14 protein-coding genes and 2 pseudogenes are annotated in these 18,583 nt (G+C 71.3%); 6 read left to right on the top strand and 10 right to left on the bottom strand.

Annotated features, from left to right (window positions below):
- Positions 1–137: 137 nt before the first annotated feature.
- Positions 138–1,775 carry an alpha/beta hydrolase gene (locus ACF08F_RS10435; RefSeq protein WP_392298106.1) on the top strand — a complete coding sequence of 546 codons (1,638 nt, stop codon included), beginning with the start codon at positions 138–140 and terminating at the stop codon, positions 1,773–1,775.
- 15 nt (positions 1,776–1,790) lie between these two features.
- Positions 1,791–3,437 (top strand): alpha/beta fold hydrolase, encoded by a 1,647-nt coding sequence (locus ACF08F_RS10430; protein ID WP_392298105.1) that lies wholly within the window; start codon positions 1,791–1,793, stop codon positions 3,435–3,437.
- 129 nt (positions 3,438–3,566) lie between these two features.
- On the opposite strand, the gene ACF08F_RS10425 is transcribed toward ACF08F_RS10430, so the two are convergent.
- The 8 genes and pseudogenes from ACF08F_RS10425 to ACF08F_RS10390 all read right to left on the bottom strand — a co-directional run bounded on the left by ACF08F_RS10425 (position 3,567) and on the right by ACF08F_RS10390 (position 11,645).
- Entirely contained in the window at positions 3,567–4,808 is a 1,242-nt protein-coding gene (locus ACF08F_RS10425) for an NAD(P)/FAD-dependent oxidoreductase (protein ID WP_392298104.1), read from the bottom strand.
- Positions 4,809–5,046: 238 nt separating this feature from the next.
- The gene (locus ACF08F_RS10420) at positions 5,047–5,703 is read right to left on the bottom strand and encodes an HAD family hydrolase (protein WP_392298103.1); all 657 of its coding nucleotides are present in this window, start codon (positions 5,701–5,703) and stop codon (positions 5,047–5,049) included.
- A 363-nt stretch (positions 5,704–6,066) separates the two neighbouring features.
- Positions 6,067–7,686 carry a cation acetate symporter gene (locus ACF08F_RS10415; RefSeq protein ID WP_392298102.1) on the bottom strand — a complete coding sequence of 540 codons (1,620 nt, stop codon included), beginning with the start codon at positions 7,684–7,686 and terminating at the stop codon, positions 6,067–6,069.
- On the bottom strand, positions 7,683–8,285 hold the full coding sequence (locus tag ACF08F_RS10410) for a DUF485 domain-containing protein (RefSeq protein WP_392298101.1): 603 nt from the start codon (positions 8,283–8,285) through the stop codon (positions 7,683–7,685). Before ACF08F_RS10410 ends, ACF08F_RS10415 begins: the two co-directional genes overlap by 4 nt.
- 655 nt (positions 8,286–8,940) lie before the next feature.
- Positions 8,941–9,285 carry a hypothetical protein gene (locus tag ACF08F_RS10405; protein ID WP_392298267.1) on the bottom strand — a complete coding sequence of 115 codons (345 nt, stop codon included), beginning with the start codon at positions 9,283–9,285 and terminating at the stop codon, positions 8,941–8,943.
- A gap of 446 nt (positions 9,286–9,731) precedes the next feature.
- Positions 9,732–10,190: pseudogene (locus tag ACF08F_RS10400) on the bottom strand (hypothetical protein); the annotation flags it as partial.
- Entirely contained in the window at positions 10,162–10,566 is a 405-nt protein-coding gene (locus ACF08F_RS10395; RefSeq protein ID WP_392298261.1) for a type II toxin-antitoxin system PemK/MazF family toxin, read from the bottom strand. The gene ACF08F_RS10395 and the pseudogene ACF08F_RS10400, both read right to left, overlap by 29 nt.
- Before the next feature lie 647 nt (positions 10,567–11,213).
- Positions 11,214–11,645 (bottom strand): VOC family protein, encoded by a 432-nt coding sequence (locus ACF08F_RS10390; protein ID WP_392298100.1) that lies wholly within the window; start codon positions 11,643–11,645, stop codon positions 11,214–11,216.
- 247 nt (positions 11,646–11,892) lie between these two features.
- Here ACF08F_RS10390 and ACF08F_RS10385 point away from each other — a divergent pair, with 247 nt between their 5' ends.
- On the top strand, positions 11,893–12,747 hold the full coding sequence (locus ACF08F_RS10385; RefSeq protein ID WP_392298099.1) for an NB-ARC domain-containing protein: 855 nt from the start codon (positions 11,893–11,895) through the stop codon (positions 12,745–12,747).
- On the top strand, positions 12,687–13,901 hold the full coding sequence (locus ACF08F_RS10380) for a hypothetical protein (protein ID WP_392298098.1): 1,215 nt from the start codon (positions 12,687–12,689) through the stop codon (positions 13,899–13,901). Before ACF08F_RS10385 ends, ACF08F_RS10380 begins: the two co-directional genes overlap by 61 nt.
- Before the next feature lie 117 nt (positions 13,902–14,018).
- On the opposite strand, the pseudogene ACF08F_RS10375 reads toward ACF08F_RS10380, so the two are convergent.
- Both ACF08F_RS10375 and ACF08F_RS10370 read right to left on the bottom strand, forming a co-directional pair.
- Positions 14,019–14,404 (bottom strand): annotated as a pseudogene (locus ACF08F_RS10375) (solute carrier family 23 protein); the annotation flags it as partial.
- Between the two features lie 406 nt (positions 14,405–14,810).
- Positions 14,811–15,452, bottom strand: coding sequence for a helix-turn-helix domain-containing protein (locus ACF08F_RS10370; protein ID WP_392298097.1), 642 nt, complete (start codon positions 15,450–15,452; stop codon positions 14,811–14,813).
- A 584-nt stretch (positions 15,453–16,036) separates the two neighbouring features.
- Between ACF08F_RS10370 and ACF08F_RS10365 the strand changes: the two genes are divergently transcribed.
- On the top strand, positions 16,037–17,755 hold the full coding sequence (locus ACF08F_RS10365; protein ID WP_392298096.1) for a solute carrier family 23 protein: 1,719 nt from the start codon (positions 16,037–16,039) through the stop codon (positions 17,753–17,755).
- 245 nt (positions 17,756–18,000) lie between these two features.
- Entirely contained in the window at positions 18,001–18,402 is a 402-nt protein-coding gene (locus ACF08F_RS10360) for a DUF6479 family protein (protein WP_392298095.1), read from the top strand.
- Positions 18,403–18,583: the final 181 nt, after the last annotated feature.

Raw genomic sequence — 18,583 nt, 5'->3', positions numbered from 1 at the left:
GAGTGGAGTCCTTGAGTGGTGGGCCTCCCGCCGCGGACGCAGGCTGACGTACGCCGACCTCGCCGGACATGCGAGAGGCGGCCACGCCCACGCGCCCCGGCCCCGAGTGACCGGGGACGTCCGAGAGACGGGAAGACATGGCGGAACAGATCACCGGTCCGGACGACCTGCCGTCCGGTCACGGGACCGGCAGGACGGTTCGGCGCCGGACGGCGCGACACACCCTTCGACCAGGGCGCCCCCACCGCACACGCACCAGGACGGCGCTCGTCGCGGCCGGGCTGGCCGTGGTCGGCGCGCTCGGCCCCACACCGACCAGCGCCCTGGCACCCTCCACGGAAGGCCCCCGGCCGGGACACCCGGCCCGGTTCGTGCCCGGTCCGTGCCCGGAGACCGCGGAGCCGATCCCCGGGCGGTGCGGGTTCCTGGAGGTGCCGGAGAACCGCACCCTCAAGCACACCCGGACCATCCGGACGACCGTCGCGATCATCCCGGCCACGTCGGCGAAGCCCGCCGGGGACCCGGTGGTCTTCATGGAGGGCGGCCCCGGCGGCGACGCGATCGGGACCATCCCCTTCCTGATCGCCTCCCAGGTGAACCGGGACCGCGACCTGATCGTCATGACCCAGCGCGGAGCCCTCCACTCGCAGCCGAACCTCGCCTGCCCGGAGATGGACCGGTTCAACGCCTCCGCCGTCGGCATGCCCTACGACGCGCCGTCCACCGGGCGAGGGCTGGTGCGCGCGGCGAAGGAGTGCCGGGACCGCCTGACAGCCGAGGGAGCCGACCTCAGCGCCTACAACACCACCGAGAACGCCGCGGACTTCGCCGCCCTGCGCAAGGCGCTGGGCATCAAGAAATGGAACGTCTACGGCTACTCCTACGGCACCGACCTGGGCCTCACCTACCTGCGGCGCCACCCCCACGGCATCCGCTCGCTGGCGATCGACTCGGTCGTCCCGCCGCAGATCGTGAGCCTGCCGTGGGCGTGGGACAGCGCCCGGGAGGGGATCAACGCGATCTTCGCGGCCTGCGAGGCCCAGCCCGCCTGCAAGGCCCGCTACCCGGACCTCTCCCGGACGCTCACGGAGCAGGTCCGGCGGCTGGAGGCCAACCCCCTGAGGCTGACCGTGCCGCCGCCCGGTGGCGGCACCCCGGTGAACGTCGTCCTCGACGGGGGCACGCTGGTGAACCTGCTGGTCACCAACGGCCAACTGGTCCCGTCCGCCGACGTCCCCGCGGCGCTCTACGAACTGGCCGCCGGGAATCCGGAACGCCTCGCCCGGGCCCAGGCCGCCGGGGCTACGCCCGCCATCGGCGAGTTCGCCCACGGACTGACGCACTCGGTGGCCTGCGCCGAGTGGGCCCCGGGCTACTCGAAGCGCGATGTGCTGCAGGCGGGCCGGCGGGCCTTCCCCGGCTGGCCGGACTCCGTGCTGGCCCACGCCCCGCAGCTGCCCTTCGAGCACGACCTGTGCCGCGCCTGGAACGTCCCGGACCGCACCGGGGTCCAGCGGGTGGCCACCCACAGCAAGGTCCCCGCGCTCATCATCAGCGGGACCTTCGACGCGAAGACCGGCGCGAGCTGGGGGCCGTTCGCCGGCCGTACGCTCCCCCGCTCCACCGCCGTGGTGGTCCCCGGGATCACCCACTGGGTGGTTCCCCAGGAGCCCTGCGCCGCGTCGGTCCTGCGCTCCTTCCTGAACAGGCCCACCGAGCCCGACACCCGTTGCGTGGCAGATGTCGTGCCCAAGCCGTTCACCATCATCCCCTGACCAGGAGGACGCACGATGTCCCCACGTAAGACCCCGCGCCGGAGCACCGCGCGGCGGCTCCCGGCAACACTGGCCGGAGCCACGGCCGGAGCCCTCGTCATCGGCCTGGCCGCGTTGCCCGCACACGCGGAGACCGGCACCGGCCCCGGCACCGGCACCGGAGGCCCGATCGGCACGGTCGCCCGTACGGTGGGTGACGCCCACTTCGAACCGGGCCCCTGTCCGAGGACGGCGGACCCGATCCCCGATCTCGCGCGCGCCCGCTGCGGCACCCTCACCGTGCCCGAGAAGCACCGGCCCAAGGGACCCAAGGGGCCGAAGGAGCCCAGAAGCCACGGGGGACGCAAGATCACCCTCGCTGTCGCGATCATGCCCGCGGAGAGCAGCAAGCCGTCACCCGACCCGATCGTGTGGCTCGCCGGCGGTCCCGGCGACGACGCGGTCTCCGAGATCCCGATGGCGCTGGCCGGCGACCTGAACCGGGACCGCGACGTGATCTTCATGTCCCAGCGCGGCACCTACTCTGCCGACCCGGTGCTCACCTGTCCCGACATCGACGAGTTCAACGCCCGCGCCCTGAGTCTCGTCTCCAACGCACCGTCGACCGGTCGCCTGCACGTCCAGGCGACCCGGGCCTGCCGGGACCGCGTGGACGGTACGGGCGCCGACCGCAGCGCCTACAACGACATCGAGAGCTCGGCCGACTACGACGCCCTGCGCAAGACGCTCGGGGTCAAGAAGTGGAACGTCTTCGGCATCTCCTACGGCACCCACCTGGCGCTCAACTACATGCGCCTGCACCCGAAGGGCATCCGGTCGGTCGGCATCGACGGCGTCCTGCCACCCTCACTGGGCGGCGGGGCCGTGACCTGGAAGGCCGCGCGAGAAGGTTTCGACGGTCTGTTCAAGGCCTGCGCGGAGCAGCCCGCCTGCAACACCCGCTACCCGAACCTGAAGGCCACCTTCCTCCGCCTCGTCAGCGAGCTGGAGGCCAAGCCGCTCACCGTCACGGTCACGGTCCCGGTCCCGGTCCATCCGGAGCCGGTGAAGGTCGTGCTGGACGGGAGCCAGCTCGTCACCTGGCTGACGTTCGCCAGCCACCTGGCGGAGGGAGTGCCGCGCTCCATCGACGAACTGGCCCACGGCAACGGGCAGCGGATCGCCGAGCAGCTCGCGGGCGGCAAGTACAGCCCGCAGGCCATGGGAAGGGTCGCCCATGGGCTGGTCTACGGCATCTTCTGCAGCCAGTGGACCCCGTACGAGAGCCGGGCCGACATCATCCGGGGCGGGCACCGCGCGTTCCCGTCGTTCCCCCGCTCGATGCTGGCCAACGCGCCGCAGCTCGCCTGGCTCCACGACGACTGCCGCGCCTGGGACGTCCCCCCTGCACCCCCCTGGATCAGGGACGTGACACACAGCGACATCCCGACCCTCGCCCTGTCCGGCGGCTTCGACGCCCAGACCGCACCCAGCAACGGGGCCTACGTGGCCCGTACGCTGAGCCGGTCCCACGCCGTCACGGTCCCCTACGTGGCCCACGTCGTCTTCGCCGACTCGCGATGCGCCCAGACGATCACCACCTCGTTCTTCGCAGACCCTGCCCGTCCGGACACCCGCTGCCTGGCGGGCCTCCAGCCGCCGCAGTTCGAGATCGCGCCGTAGACACGCTCGACCGCATCGCTCGACCGCGCATCAGAGACACCCACCGCCCGGCCCCCGCTCGCACCGGAGCGGGGGCCGGGCGGTCGATGGCGCGACCTCCGCGGCCGCGGCCTCGGCCGATGAACGGGATCAGGCCGCGTCGGGCATCCGGCGGTCCATTCGTTCGGCCATGTGGCCGAAGAACTCCTCGGGCGGGGTCACACCCGCCGTCACCCTGGCGAACTCGTCGCAGGCCGAAGGGCTCTGCGTCACGGCGAGGAGCAGTTGCTGCATCTCGGGAGGCGGCGGTTCCATCGTCGCGAAGTCCGCCGTGAACTCGTACATGCTCGTGACCTGCTGGTCCCTCGCCTCCTGCGTGTCCCGCATCGCTTCGTCGAACGGCCGGCGGCCGGCGAGTACGTCGTCGAGTGCGCGGGTGCACCGCTCCGCGTCCCGGAAGGCGTCCTGGATGCCCTGCGCGGTGATGGGGTCCTTCAGGTACCCGGCATCGCCGACCAGGACCCAGCCGGGCCCGTAGGACTCGCGGAAGTAGTTGGGTACGGCCATGCCGACGAACCGCTCGGCACGGGTCGCCTGTGCGACCCGCTCGGCGAACCCCGGCGCCCGGGCCAGCGTGGCGTGGTAGTTGCCTTCGACGTCGCCGCGCTTGGCCTCGAAGTCGCGCATGGGCCAGCCGCAGATGACCAGCGTCAGGTCCTCGTTGGTGGGCCACGCGGCGAAGGCGCAGTCGCCGCGGTCGTACGCCTCGAAGACACCGTTCATGGGCAGGCCTGCCCAGTACGTGTAGTAGTACGCGTTGATCTTCGGCTTCTCCGCGTACTCCGCGGCACCCGTCGCCCTCGCGACGGACGAGTGGACCCCGTCCGCGCCCACGACGACTCGGGCCTCGTCCACGGCGGTGCCGCCGTCCTTGCTGTGACCCTTGACGCCCGTCACCGCCGCCCCGTCGAAGAGGACCTCGTCGACCGTGAACCCCTCGCGTACCTCGACGCCGGATTCCGCGGCGGCGTCGACGAGGATCTTGTCCAGGACCGTGCGGCGCGGGGCGTAGGACGCGTCGAATCCCTCGCCGGCCGGGGATCCGGCGATGGTGAACGGCCCGAGGTCGAACGCATAGGTGTCAATGGGCGGACACCCGGTGGCCACGACCCGCTCCAGGAGTCCCCACCGGTCGAGCGCGGCCAGCCCGGGCGGATGGATGAGATGCGTCGAGATCGTGTCGCTCGGGAACGTCGCCCGGTCGACCAGGAGGACCCGGTGCCCGAGGCGGGCCAGGAGCATCGCGGTCGGTGCTCCGGCACACCGTGCGCCGACGACGATCACGTCATATCGGTGGTTTCCGTCGCCGGTCGAGCCGGCTGCGCCGCTCATGGACCTCACCTGCCGAACGGACCCTTGCCCGAGGGCGGCCGACGGACGACGGGAAGCCCCGGCCGTCGCCGCTGCCCGGTGCGTGTCTCCTTCCACGCTAGAACACCCGCGCGCTCCGGTCTCGCCGGGGCGCGGCAGCGCCGTGGGCCGGTCGGCGTCCAAGGCTCCGGCCGTCAGTCTCGGGGCGTCTCGGGGATCACCTGAGACCGCGCGTGACGGGAGCCGATGGCAGGCGCGCCTACACCGGCTCCCCGAGGAGGCCCGGCAGCTCCCGCATGTCGTCGAAGACGACCGTCCGCGGGCCCATCAGCCGGTCCGCCCTGGTCAGGCCGCCGCAGTAGCCGAAGGCGCGCATGCCGGCAGCTCGGGCGGCCTGGACGCCGTAAGGGCTGTCCTCGACGACCGCGCAGCGCTCCGGAGCGACGCCCATCGCGGCCGCCGCGTGCAGGAAGAGGTCCGGGGCGGGCTTGCCGCGCGCCACGTCACGGGCGCTGAACATCCGGCCCTCGAAGCGGTCGAGCAGCCCGGCCCGGCCCAGGTTCTTGCGGATGCTCGTGTGGCTGCCGTTGGAGGCGAGACAGTACGGGACGGCCAGCGCGTCCAGGACTCCGGTGACGCCCTCGACGGCCGTCAGCTCCGCGTCCAGGGCGTCCTCGTACCGCTGCTTGAAGGGCACCTGCCAGCCGGGCTCCAGGGATCCGCCCCTGCGCTCCTCCACGATCGTCGTGAGCATCTCGTGCGAGGCGCCGACGAAGAGCTCCGCCATCTCCGCCTCGGTGAACACCGCCCCGAGCGAGGCGAACACCTCGCGGTCCACCCGGCAGTAGATCCGCTCGCTGTCCACCAGGACGCCATCACAGTCGAAGATCACCAGTTCGACAGGTTCGTGAGTCATGATCGAGAGCGTAGAGGTACGTGGTCCGCCGGCGGCCACGAGTCCCGGTCCCGTGACGGTCTCCAGGCTTCAACTCAGTCGTCGGCCGCGACAAGGAGAGTGATCCGTCCAGCCGAGCGGTCGAAGAGCACGAACCCGTGGGAGTGCTCGTGCACACGCCCGCAGGACGTACGCGCTCCTCTCCGGGCTGACACCTTCGTGGACGTCGGGGTCGACCAGCCTCAGCCAGTACGGGCCGTGCCTGGCCCCCTCCGCCCGCGAGCCCGGCAGAACCCGAACGAGAGGGCCCAGGAATCTCAGGACAACCAAAGGGAGCCCTGCCTGGAACTTCCGGCCGGGCTCCCTTCCGTCAGGGCGGGCGCGTCAGGACGCGGAGGCGCTGTTCGCCGCGGGTGTGCCGGCCAGAATCGTCTCCTCCACCGCTTCGTACCGCATGCGCTGGTCGGCCGGGTCGCGCTCGCGGAGCACCGTGCCGAGCCAGCCCGCGAGGAAGCCCAGCGGGGCCGAGAGGATGCCCGATGTGGTGAACGGGAACCAGTTGAAGTCCTGGTCCGGGAAGATCGCCTGGGGCGTTCCGGACACCAGGTTGCTGCCGGTCATGAGGACGATCGCGGAGGCGCTGCCCACGATGAGGGTGCAGAGCAGTCCCGTACGGGAGTAGCGCCGCCAGAAGAGGCTGTAGATGAGGGCCGGCGCGACCGCGGACGCGCCGATGCAGAACGACAGGGTGAGCAGTGCCTGAAGGTTCAGATGCCGTGCACCGGCGGCGATCGCGATCGCCACGAACCCGACGACCGCCGCGGCGGTCCGTGCGATGGCCATCTCTGCGGAGGCCTTCAGTCGCGCCTTGCGCCGCAACCCGTGCGTGATGAGGTCGTGCGCCAGGGTGTTGGCGCAGGCGAGGGTGATCCCGGCGACCGAGGCCAGCAGGGTGAGGAAGATGGCTGTCGCCACGGCCGTGAACAGCAGCGTCTCGACGGTCGTCTGGTCCGCGCCCATGACGGCCTGGCTGACCATGAGGAACGCCGTCTTGCCCTGCGGGTCACCGGTGACGATCCCCTTGTGGCCGACGATCGCCGCCGCGCCGAAGCCGATGACGGCGATCAGCAGACAGGTCACGACGACGACCGACACGGCCCAGGACATCGAGCGCCGCACGGCTGCCGCGCTGCGCGCGGTGAACATGCGCATGGTGATCTGCGGCAGCACCGCGGCGCCGAGCACGACCGTCAACTGAGTGCTGATCATGTCGAGTTCGTTGCCGCCGAACTGAAGGCCGGAGGCGAGATAGGCGTCTCCCGCCCCGCTGCCGCGCTTGGCGGCGTCCAGCAGGGAGGGCAGGCTGAAGTCGAAGCGGTTGAGGATGAGCGCGGCGATCGCGAGGGACGCGCCGAGCAGGACGACGGTCTTGACGATCTGGATGAAGGCGGTGCCCTTCATGCCGCCGATCGCCGCGTACGCGATCATCAGCAGGCCCAGGAACACGATCGCCCCGGTCTTGAACCCGTCGGAGTCGAAGCCGAGGACGACGGACAGGAGATCGCCGGCGCCCGCGAGCTGGAAGATCACCAGCGGCAGCAGTGCGGTCAGGGTGACCGCGGCCGTGGTGATCCGCACGGCGGGGCCCGGGAGGCGGCGGGTGAAGACGTCGCCGATCGTGAACCGGCCGGCGTTACGGAGCGGTTCGGCGAGCAGGAACATCATCAGGACCAGCGAGAGCGCGGTGCTCAGGGCGAGGGTGACGCCGTCGTAGCCGACGAGCGCGATGATGCCGATGGTGCCGAGCACGGTGCCGGCGGAGATGTAGTCGCCCGCGATCGCGAGGCCGCTCTGCACGGGGGAGAGCGAGCGGTAGCCGGTGTAGAAATCGCCCAGGTCGTCACGATCGGGGCTGGTCATCACGGACAGCAGCAGCGTGACGGTGATGACCGCGATGAACGCCATCAGCGACATGGTCTGGGCCTCGGGGCTGAAGCTGGTCATGCGCGCGCACCTCCGGTGGGCTGCTGCCACGCGGGACGTCCGGAGCGGCTCTGGCGTTCCGTCCTGGGCGCGGCTGCCGCGGCTGCCTGCTCGGCGCGTTCGCGGATCGCCGCGGCGAGCGGGTCGACGTTGTTGCGCGCGATCCGCTCGTACACCGCGATCGCAGCCAGCGCCACGGGCAGCTGGAGGAGACCCAGGACCAGACCGATGGTGAGACCACCGGTGATGTTGCCGGTCATCAGCGAGGGGGCGTAGCCGGACAGGAAGAGGAAGATGACGAAGTAGCCGAGGGCGGTGAAGGTGGCGACGCGGCGGAGCCTGCGGTAGGCCGATCCGAGCCGGTGCAGATCATCACGATCACCGGTGGCGGCGGGCGGTTGCGGCTGCGGGGGCGCGCCCCAGGTCTGCGGCGCGGAGTCCCGGCCCTGCGGCGCGGAGTCCCACGCTCGCGGGGACGAGTCCCAGGCCGCCTGTGGATCGGCGTTCCAGGACGGCGATCCGTCCTCCCAGGAATGCGACGCCGCCTCTTGGTGGTGCCGCCCGGCGTTCCGGTGCTGGGGTACGGGCGGTGGGCCGGGGAAAGGCTGGTGGTACGACATCGATCTTGCTCCTTGCGGCCCCGGGGGACGGGCGGGTGGCGCTGGTGGTCCGCGTACGTTACTCATGGGTATAGCTCCTACGTAAGGGGGTTCCGACCGTTCGGTATGTCGGTTCGGTGACGATCCTGTGCGCGTGGCGACGAAACCGGTGGAAACCCCCTTGGTGGATCTTTCCGCAGGTCACGGGTGTGTCTCGGGCCACATCCGGGGTCGGGCGGTTCGCTCGGCACGACCGGTCCGGCGAACGCGCCGGGGTGGGCCGACGACGCGCTCGGGCGGCGTCCGTCCCGGACCGGCCCGACCTGCCGCCGACGACCCGGCCGTCACCTGCTCGGAACGCTCCTGGTCCGGACGGCACGACAGCCCTGCACGCCATCGCGAGGAGGCCGGGGGCCTGCGGCATCCGTGCAGGTCAGAAGGCGGGGTTCAGGCCCCAGCACTCGTCGGCCTTCGCAGAAGGCGCTGAACCACCTGGACGCGCTCGGCACCCGACGAGCGGCGGCGGGTCCGGGGTCGGCCGCAGACCCGCCGCATTCGTCGGTCCGGCTTCAGGCCACGGAGCCGGACGCGTGGTCGTTCGGGTCGGCAGGCACACGATTGCGTCCGTGTGCAGCCGACTGCGCACGCGCGGCCCGCCGCGCAGCGCCAGGGAGGGCTACGGGTGCCAGACCTCCTTGACGGTCTTCACGTTGCCCTCGCCGTCCAGCGTGATGTCGTAGACGTTCCCGGAGCAGCTGTACGGCGACTTCACCGCAGCCTGGTTCGTCATGCAGTCACCGGCATGCGCCCACAACTCGCCGACGGGAACCGTCTTCGTGGAGCCGGGACCGGCGGACAGCTCCGCCTGCACCTCTTGCGCGAACAGGTAGTACTTCGCCTCGCCCTCACCCTGGTAGATCCAGTCGTTGGGCGTGCAGGTCGGCTGGGCGTCCTTCGCGGACATCGAACCCTTCGACGGCGGCTCGACGATCTCCACCATCTTGTGGCCGGCCGGCAGCATGGGCGCCTTCCCGCAGTCGTCGGCAGGCCCGCCCGAGGAGTTCTCGCCTGCGGACGGATTCCCCGACGGCTGGGCGGAGGCCGTAGAGCCGCCGGACGCGCCGTCGGCAGTGGTGCCCTCCGGGCCGCACGCGGCGACTGCCGCAAGCTGGCAGCGATCGTTCGGGTGCCAAGAGGCCGGGAGTCTTGCAGGCGCGCCAGGATCGTTCGGCAGGTGCGTTCGATCTCAAGGTCGAAAGCGACGGCGCCGATCCAGCGCTGTTCGTAGAGGGCGTTCGCCGCGGCTGTCCGGAGGGCTGCGTCGTGCGCCTCGGTGAGGGGGCGGACCGTCTCCAGTGCGAATACGGCGTGGAGGCCGAACGAGGCGAGCGCTTCGAGAACGGCCTCTGCGATGTGCCTCTGGTCGTGCTCGACGGCGACCCGCAATGCCTCGGTGAGTACGGGCACGGCCGCCGGGTCGCCGAGCCTGGAGAGGGCGATGGTGAAGGATGTGAAACCGAAACCGGGCCCTTCCCGGGCGTAGTCGATGGCAGCGAAGCGACGGATGAGCCGGGGCCCGAGTTCGGCGGCGGCCCGGGGCAGGCGGTCGGCCGCGTCCACCGCGCGCCAGGCATCGGTGCCGGTGTCCAGCGCGATGAGCAAGCTGGGCAGGGCCCGTTCGTCTCCGAGGCCGGCCAGCACCACGACGGCCTGGGTGGTGGGGGCGTGGACACGGCCACGGCGTTCGAGGTCTTCGAAGGCTGCGGCGATGTGCCCGGGGACACCAGGGTCGGGCTCCGGCTCGGTCTCACACGTACACAGGCGCAAGGATTCCCGGCTTCCTCGCGCCTGGGCGTGCTCGGGCGGGGGTGCGGGGTGACCCGGCGGAGCAGCTCGTCTACCCGAGTTCACCGAGACGGAGGGCATCCCTTGTCTCGCTGAGTTTCGCGGTCGTGGCCGGGGGCCGCTCCTGTGCTTGTTCAGCGAGTCGGAGGGCGTCGTCGATCTCGCTGAGCTTCACGGAGGACAGCACGGCCGCCCGCTCTATCAGGTCGTCCCGGGACACCGTGGTCAGCCACGTGCACGGGGTGAAGCCTGGACGCGGGAACGCGAGCCGCAGCACGCCTTCGAACGGCAGTCCTTCACCGGCGCCGACAGTCACCTCGATGCCCAGACCGCCGATGTCGACGCCCGCCGGAGCGACGACCTGCATCACCCGGATCCCGGACGTGTCGTCTCCCGACAGCAGTACGACCAACCTCCGCTCGTCGAACTGGACCCACCAGACTTCGCCACGTTGCACAAGTCCTCCAGACACATGACGGAAGGCAGACGCTGCGCGCCCCTGACGCGCTGCGGAGACAGGTGCGGCCACCGTTGATCATCGGTGTGTGACGACTGAGGGTCATGCGGCGGCAGCACGTCACAGCGTAGACACTGCCCGCCGGGCAAGAGGCGTTCGAGGGCTGACGGCCTGGAGCTCGATCGGTTCACACGGGCCGAACCCCGACGACGTACGTGCCTACGTGATGGAGCGTCTGCGGTTACGGTGTGGGGTCCCGGTTCCTTCCGATCGACCGATCGAAACCAGCGCCCATCCGCTCAGCGCCAACCGGTGTACCCGTCGGGGTGCCCTCCGCCGGTCTCGCCCCGCGTGAGGCCGTACAGGAACAGCCCCAGTACGATCAGCGCGAGCAGCACGGTCCAGAACCTGTCTGGGAAACCTGAGGAACTCGGGCGCCGTGGCGAACCCTCGCCCCGGCTCTCAGTGTCGCGATCCCCGTTGCTCATCCCGCCCCCGTCCATCCGTACCCATGGCACTGCGCCATGCGGCCGGAGTCAAGCCTCCCGGCGTCCCGGCGCAGCACGTGGGGCGCGGAGTCGCCGGTGCCGCGTACGCGACCTGAGAGGCACCGGGAGACGGCTTCCCCTCCCAGTCCGGGAGGGGAATCAGCCGAGGCAGAACTCGTTGCCCTCGATGTCCTGCATCGTGATGCACGACTCGTTGACGTCATCGGCGCGCTGCGTCAGCACGTGCTTCCCGCCGAGCGCCATCAGCCGTGCGCATTCGGCCTCGAGTGTGGCCAGGCGCTCGTCGCCCACGAGCCCCGTGCCGACCCGCACGTCAAGATGCACCCGGTTCTTGACGACCTTGCTTTCGGGAACTCGCTGGAAGAGCACGCGCGGGCCCACACCCGAGGGATCAGTGCACGCGAAATAGACCTCGTCCTCGGGCGGCAGCGTGTGGTGGTACTCCTCCCACGTGGCAAAGCCCTCCGGGACTGCCGGTACGACGTATCCCAGCACCTCGCACCAGAAGGCGGCGAGGCGCGCAGGCTCCGCGCAGTCGAAGGTCACTTGGAACTGCTTGATCGTTGACATCGGCGCACGATAACAGGGGGCCCTGCTCATCTCCCCGGGCGGGTGGATCCACACCTTGACGGGAGGACGGCCCCTGCCATCCGCTGCTGTGTCGTGCGGCCACAGGGGTGAACCCCCCGGCCTCGTCCTCGTCCTCGTCCTCGTACCCGCACTCGCACTCCCACTCGCACTCGTCGGAGACGTTCCGGCATGCGCCCGGCGGAAGCATGACCCCCCTGGCCCCACACCGTGTGCGCACAATACGTTCGTGCAGAGTTGGATGCCGCCGGAGCGCGGAGTGTTCGTAGGGCGGCAGAGTGAAGTCGCAGCGCTGACGGCAGGGTTGGCAGAACACCGCCTGGTGACGCTGGTCGGTACGGGTGGGGTCGGGAAGTCCCGCCTGGCCGCGCGGGCTGCCGGTCTTCTCCCGCCCGAGGCATTCGACAGCATCCACTGGGCTCCCTTGTGGTCGCTGGGGAGCAGGACCCTGCTGACCGCGCTGGTCGCCGATGCCTGTGAGCTGTCCGACCACTCGGCGCGCGATCCCGTCGACGCGCTGACCGCGCGGATCGGAACGCGCCGCGTCCTGCTGGTCCTGGACTCCTGTGAGCATCTGGTCGCGGAGTGCGCCGAGCTGCTGGAGGTACTGCTCGCCCGTTGCCCCTCGTTGGTGGTGCTCGCGACCAGCCGGGAGCAGTTGGGGGTGGCCGGTGAGTGCCTGTTCCGTGTCGATCCGCTGGCGCCCGACACCGACGGGCTGGAGCTCCTCACCGAGCGGGCACGTGCAGTCGGGGTGCGGTGGGAGCAGCCGGAGGACCGGGTCGCGGCCGCCGAGGTGTGTCACTGGCTCGAAGGACTCCCGCTGGCACTGGAGTTGGCCGCCGCGCAGCTACCGGATCGGCCGGTTCGCACCATGGCTCGGCTGCTGCGCGCAGACTCGCGCTCGCGGCGCAGACCGGGACCACCGTCCAGCCGTCGCGCCAGCGGGTGCTTCGCACCACAATCGGATGGAGCCATGAACTGTGCGAGCCGCATGAGCGGCTCCTTTGGGCACGGTTGTCGGTGTTCCGCTCGGACGCGTCCCTGGACGAGGTCGTACGGGTGTGCCGCGGCGGGCCGCTGACCGACGGGGTGCTCGCGGAGGCCGTTTCGGGGTTGCGGCGCAAGAGTCTGGTCGCACTGCACGGCGATCGCCTGCGGATGCTGGACACCGTCCGCGAGTACGGGGCGATGTGGCTGGCGGAGCTCGGCGAGACGAGGGCCCTGGCCGACCGGCACGCACGACACTTCCATGACGTGGCCGCAGCTGCCGAGCGAGACTGGTGGGGGCCGGGCCAGGCGGCCGCGTACAGCCGGCTTTCGGCGAGCCACACGGACCTGTGCTCAGCGCTGGAACATCTCCTGGCCACGGATCCGCCACGGGCGGCGGATATGGCAGGGAAGCTCGGCTTCTTCTGGGCGTGCTGCGGCTACCTGCACGAGGCAGGGCACTACCTGGAAGAGTGCATGCAGTCGGCGGAGGCGTCGGCTGACGTCATGGCGAAGCTGTGCTGGTCTCTCGGAGTGGTCCGCTGCTTACGGGGCGAGTACCGGGCAGCGGCCGGGCTGGGTGAGAGGACGCGGACGGAGGCCCTGCGCGCGGCGAACGAGTCGCTCCTCCTGGACGCCGCCTATCTGCAGGGCCTGGTGATGCTGCTACGCGGCGACCCTCTGCACGCCCTCCATGCCGCGGAGCGAGCGCTGGCGGATCTGCAGGGCGCCGCGGCCGCGAGGGCACGGTGCCGGCTTGTCCGTGTGTTCGCCCTCACGGCGTCCGGGGCCCTGGGAGAAGCACGCGCCGAGGCCGAGGCCCTCCGCGAGCATTCCGCCGCGGCGGGGGAACGCTGGACCCGGTCGTACACCGAGTACCAACTCGCCTTGATAGCGCTGCACGAGGAGAGGCCGGCCGACGCTGCCGCCCACGCCCGGTCGATGCTGCGGGACAAACGGGCGATCGGCGACGCCTTCGGGCTCGGGCTGGGCCTCGACCTCCTTGCAGCCGCTCTGGCCGCCCTGAACCGCGCCGACGAGTCCGCTTCGGCGTACGGGGCGGGCCAGGCGTTCTGGGAAACGGTCGGGCATCCCCAGCGGGGCACCCCTGAGCTGGGCCCTCTGCGCGAACGGTCACAGCGCTCGGCACGACAGCAGATCGGCGACAGCGCGTACGACAGGGCCTACCTCCTGGCGACGCTCACGGACCCGTTCACGACCCTGAACGACGCCCTCAAGGCCCCATGAACGACGGGCGACGCGGCTGACGAGCGCATGCGCACGAGGCGGTGGTGCGTCGAGAGCCGCGGCCGGCCCGTCGGGTTCACGACTTGGGATCGCCGGGCAGGGTGGGGTACCGGGCCGTCAGTGGGTCAGGTGGGGTGCGGCCGCCGGGTCGGTCGGTGTCTCGGTGCGGTGGCCGACGTGGTTGAAGGCCAGGTTGAGCAGGACGGCCACCACGCACCCGGTGCTGATGCCGGAGTCGAGGACGATGCCCACTCCACCCAGCACGGGCTGCGGGATCAGAGCCACGAGCGACGCGAGCATGGGGCAGAGGCCGAGCAGGATCAGGATGCCGCCCGCCGCGGCCACGACGAAGCGGCTGCGGACCTTGGTGATGGCGACGAGGCCGAGTCCTGGGCGAACGCGCTCGCCGCGAAGCCGTTGAAGAAGGGGCTGACGGCGGTGCCGAGACCGTCCGCGCGCAGGGCGGCGGCGAGCGTCTTCTCGTCGGCCTTGCGGTCGAGCACGAACACGCGGGTACTGGGGTACGCGGGTACTCGGGTACTCGGTCTGGACCGGCCCGAGGGAGCCTGGATGCGAAGGTCACGGAACCGCGGCAGGGAACTGCCTGTCCGGCGTCGTGATGATCGAGCAGGGTGAAGCGGGTGAAGGTGCACGGGCGCCGAGTCGGTGCGTGCGGGCCTCTGAACGGCTGGGGCACGTGACGGTTCCGGCGCGAGCCGGCGTGCGGTGACCTTCGGGCCGGGATCGTGTCCCGGGTGGTCCGACGTCACTCCGGTGGACCCGCGCCACTTCGCATCCACTGACGAAGTGCGGCTCCGGTCCCACCGGACCGGGCAAGTTCCTCACGCATTCACCCTGCTGTCAAGCGTTGTTCAAGGAAGAACGGTTCGGATTTCGGGGAGTGGCCGGTCAGCCGGTGGAGCCGCGCAGGGCGTCCCACAGGTGCTGGTCGATCCGGTCCAGGAAGGCCGCGGCACGGAGTTCGGCGTCGTGCGGAGCCTGCCCGTGCCCGGCATCCGCCAGGTTGTCGAGGCGCTGGTAGGTGCGATGGAGCTGGTCCAGCGCGCGTTCGAGGTCGGCGGCCCGGACGGGGACGATCCGGCCCAGTGGTCCCAGGTAGTTGGGCCACCAGCTGGTCACCGCCTCGCGCAGGGTGACACGGAGCCGTCCGGTGAGTCCGCAGGCGGCCACGTACACCGCCGGGGGCGGCCGGAGCGCGGCGACCATGCCGGCGGTCTGCTCGGGCGAGCCCCGCCACCGGCCGCGCGCCTCGGACTCCGCGTACCGGTCGCGCGGCATCCGGGCCTCGGCGGCCGCCTGTTCGAGGGTGAGCCGCGCGAGCGTACGGCACTGGAGCAGCGTGCGGGGCTCGCCGACGAGGTCGGCGGGTTCGCACCACAACGCCGCGGCGAGGGCACGGACTCCGTCCGTGTCGGGAAGCGCCTCGCCGACTTCCCACGCCATGACCACTCCGGGGTGCAGCGGGCGGCCCCAGAAGGCTCCGACCGCCCAGGCGACCTGACCGACGGTGAGTCCGAGCTGTTCTCGCACGGCGACGAGACGGTGTGGATCGAGAGGAGGGAAGGGCTCTGCGTTCGGTTCTCTGGAGGGCATGAGCGGACACCCTAGAGAGGCGCACCGTGGTCGCCAAGTAGCGCGCGGTACGGGACGAGGCCGACACGGCGGTCCGAGGGCGCGGCGGCTGAGCCTGCGGGCTGCCCGGCCATACCTGCACGTACTCCCGGTAGGTCGCCTCCGAGCTGCGGCTCCGCGCGGACGTCGGCGCCTGTGGGCTGTCCGGCGGGTGAAGGCTCTTGGCGGATCCTCCGAAATATCGGGCTGCCCATGTCCTCCGCTTGGGGGAGTTGACGGTTGCGCGCCGGACTTCCTAGAGTCCCGACGTCCACATCGGAAAAGTTTTTCCGCAGAACGAAAAGACCTGTGCGATCGCGGCGCCCACCCTCATGCCGCACCGCGCACGGGCCTCCCTCGGTTCGGTGACGCGGGCCCGTCCACCCGCGTCACCACCACCGCACCTCAAGCGTCACTGCCCAGGACTCACCGCCCCGCCTGCTCTCCGACAGCCCGTCCCCACCCCGGTTCAGCCAGGCCAAGCGGATACCCGAAGGATCCCCATGCGCTCCCGCGCCCACCGCGGCACCCACCGCACCGAAGACCCGGCCACCGGCCCCGACCCCGGCCACCCGCACCCGCACCCGCACCCGGTCGACGAGAGGCTGCCGGGCCGCCGTCTGCTGCCCGCCGCCCTCCAACACGTGGCCAGCATGTACGCGGGTCTCGCCGCCCCTCCGCTGGTCATCGGCGGGGCCCTGGGCATGAGCCCCGCCCAGCTCGCGACGCTGCTCTCGGCCGGCCTGCTGGTCGCCGGACTCGCGACCATCGCCCAGACGATCGGCGTGTGGGGCTTCGGTTCCCGGCTGCCGCTGACCAACGGCGTGTCGTTCGCGGTCGTTTCTCCGGCGCTCGCTCTCGTCGCCGTCGACCGCGACGACGCACTGCCGGTCATCCTGGGCTCGTCGCTCGTCGCCGGTCTGGCCTGCCTGCTGCTCGCCCCCGTGTTCACCCGCCTCGTGAGATTCTTTCCACCTCTGGTCAGCGGCTGTGTGATCACGCTCGTGGGCATCTCACTGCTGCCCGTGGCCAGCTCCTGGGCCCGGGGCGGGAACGCAGGCGCCGACGGCTTCGGCTCCGGCGCGAACCTCGCCCTGGCCGGAGGCACCCTCGCCGTCACCCTGCTGCTGCACCGACTGCTCAGTGGCAGGTTCCTCGGCCGCATCGCCGTCCTCCTCGGGATGGCCGTCGGCACCCTGTGCGCCGTCCCGCTGGGGATGGTCGATCTCGAACAGCTGGGTCAGGCACCGCTGTTCGCCCTTCCCGAGCCCTTCGCGTTCGGCGCCCCACAGTTCCAGGCCACCGCGATCGCCACCGCCTTCGTCGTGATGCTGGTGTCGATGACCGAGTCCACCGCATCACTCATCGCCCTCGGCGCCGTGGTGGACCGCGCGGCCGACGGCCGCACCATCACCGGGAGTCTGCGCGCCCAGGGCGCGGCCACCGCGCTGGGCTCCGTGTTCGGCGCCTTCATGACCACCGCGTACGCCCAGAACGTCGGCCTGGTCGCGCTCAGCCGGATCCGCAGCCGTCACGTCGTCGCCTGCTGCGGCGCGATCCTGGTGCTCATGGGCCTGGTGCCGGTGCTCGGCTCCCTCGTCGCACTGGTTCCGATGCCCGTCCTCGGAGGCGCGGGGGTGGTGTTCTTCGGGTCGGTGGCCGTCACCGGCATCCGCACCCTCGCCAAGGCGTCGCTCGGTACCGGACACAACGGGCTCATCGTCTCGGTGACGTTCGCCTTCGGCCTCTTCCCCATCACGCAGCCGGACTTCTACGCCGGGCTGCCCGAGCCGCTCTCCACCGTCCTGGGCTCCGGCATCACCGCGGGCTGCCTGGTGGCCGTGCTGCTCAACTACCTCCTCAACCATCTCGGCAGGGGGACCGAGGCCGACGAGGACCGGATACCGACCGGAATGGAGCCGGCCGACGGTCCGTCCGCGCTTCCCGGCAGGCGCTCCGAGCAACAGCCCGCCGGCTGGTCGGCGTTCACCCCGCGCAGCGCCGCCGGAACGCGCGCGGAGCCGTACGCCGGTCAGCGGGCCGAGGCGTACGCCACACCTCACGCCGACCCGGGCTCCGCACCGCACGCCGGGCCGCCCCCGGAGGCCACCCGTGGGGCTCCCCCACCGCCTCGCGGCTACCTCACGGTGGATCCCGAGGCCGTACGCGCCGCCCTCGATCCCCGCCAGGACGGGACCCCGCCCTCCACACAGGCCTGGTGAAGCCCGGCACGACCGGGCCCCGAAACGGCCGGCTCCGACAGGCCGGCCCCGCGGCGCCTCCGCCCGACTCGCCAAGGGCGGAGGCGCCGCTCCGGACGATGCGGCCACGGCACCCGTGCTGACTGCATCCGGAACACGGGACACACCCGAAGCATGGGTGAAGTGGCGCCACGATCGAGGCGCCTCCTGCGTGAGACCGCGAGCCCCCCGGGCCACGGTCCTCTTTGTTCGATCTGAGGTGAGTCATGGGTACCCACGGATTCGAAGCGAGTTCTCTGACGACCACGGCCGGCGTCTGGCAATCAGGGCTCGCGCAGGTTCTCGGAGGGCTCGTCCTCGTGGCTGTCATCATCGGAGCCTTCGTCCTCGGCATGAGGATCAGGGACAAGGAACTGCCGCCGCCCGATCCCGAGTCACAGCCGCACCGGCCTCAGACCGACAGGCTGCCGGGCGAGATGTCGGAGTACCGGCGGCCGGCCGAGGTTCCTCTCTCCGATGGGCCCCATCGCCTCACGCCTCACCAGCTCAAGGGCGGCGGGACCACGGGATCCGAGACATCGCCCGAGCCGCCGAGCGAGGAACGCCGCAAGTGGGGCGGCATCTCCAGCGGCGGCTTCGGCAGCGGCGGGGTCGGCCACGGCGACTGAAGGGCCCCGGAGCGATTCAAGCCGCCGCTTCATCCCGCCGGAGCAGGTATCGACGCGGGGGCCCGGGGACACCCCCGCCCCCCCCCCCCCCCGCCCCCGCCGCCCCCACCCCCCCCCCCCCCGGCCGGCCCCGCACACCACGGCCCCCCACACCGCACCCCCCACCATAAACGAGACCCAC

Origin of the sequence: Streptomyces sp. NPDC015130 (assembly GCF_043080005.1) — a bacterium.
Taxonomy (GTDB): domain Bacteria; phylum Actinomycetota; class Actinomycetes; order Streptomycetales; family Streptomycetaceae; genus Streptomyces.
Note: the sequence above shows the minus strand (reverse complement) of the source record. Positions and strands in the feature narration are given on the sequence as shown.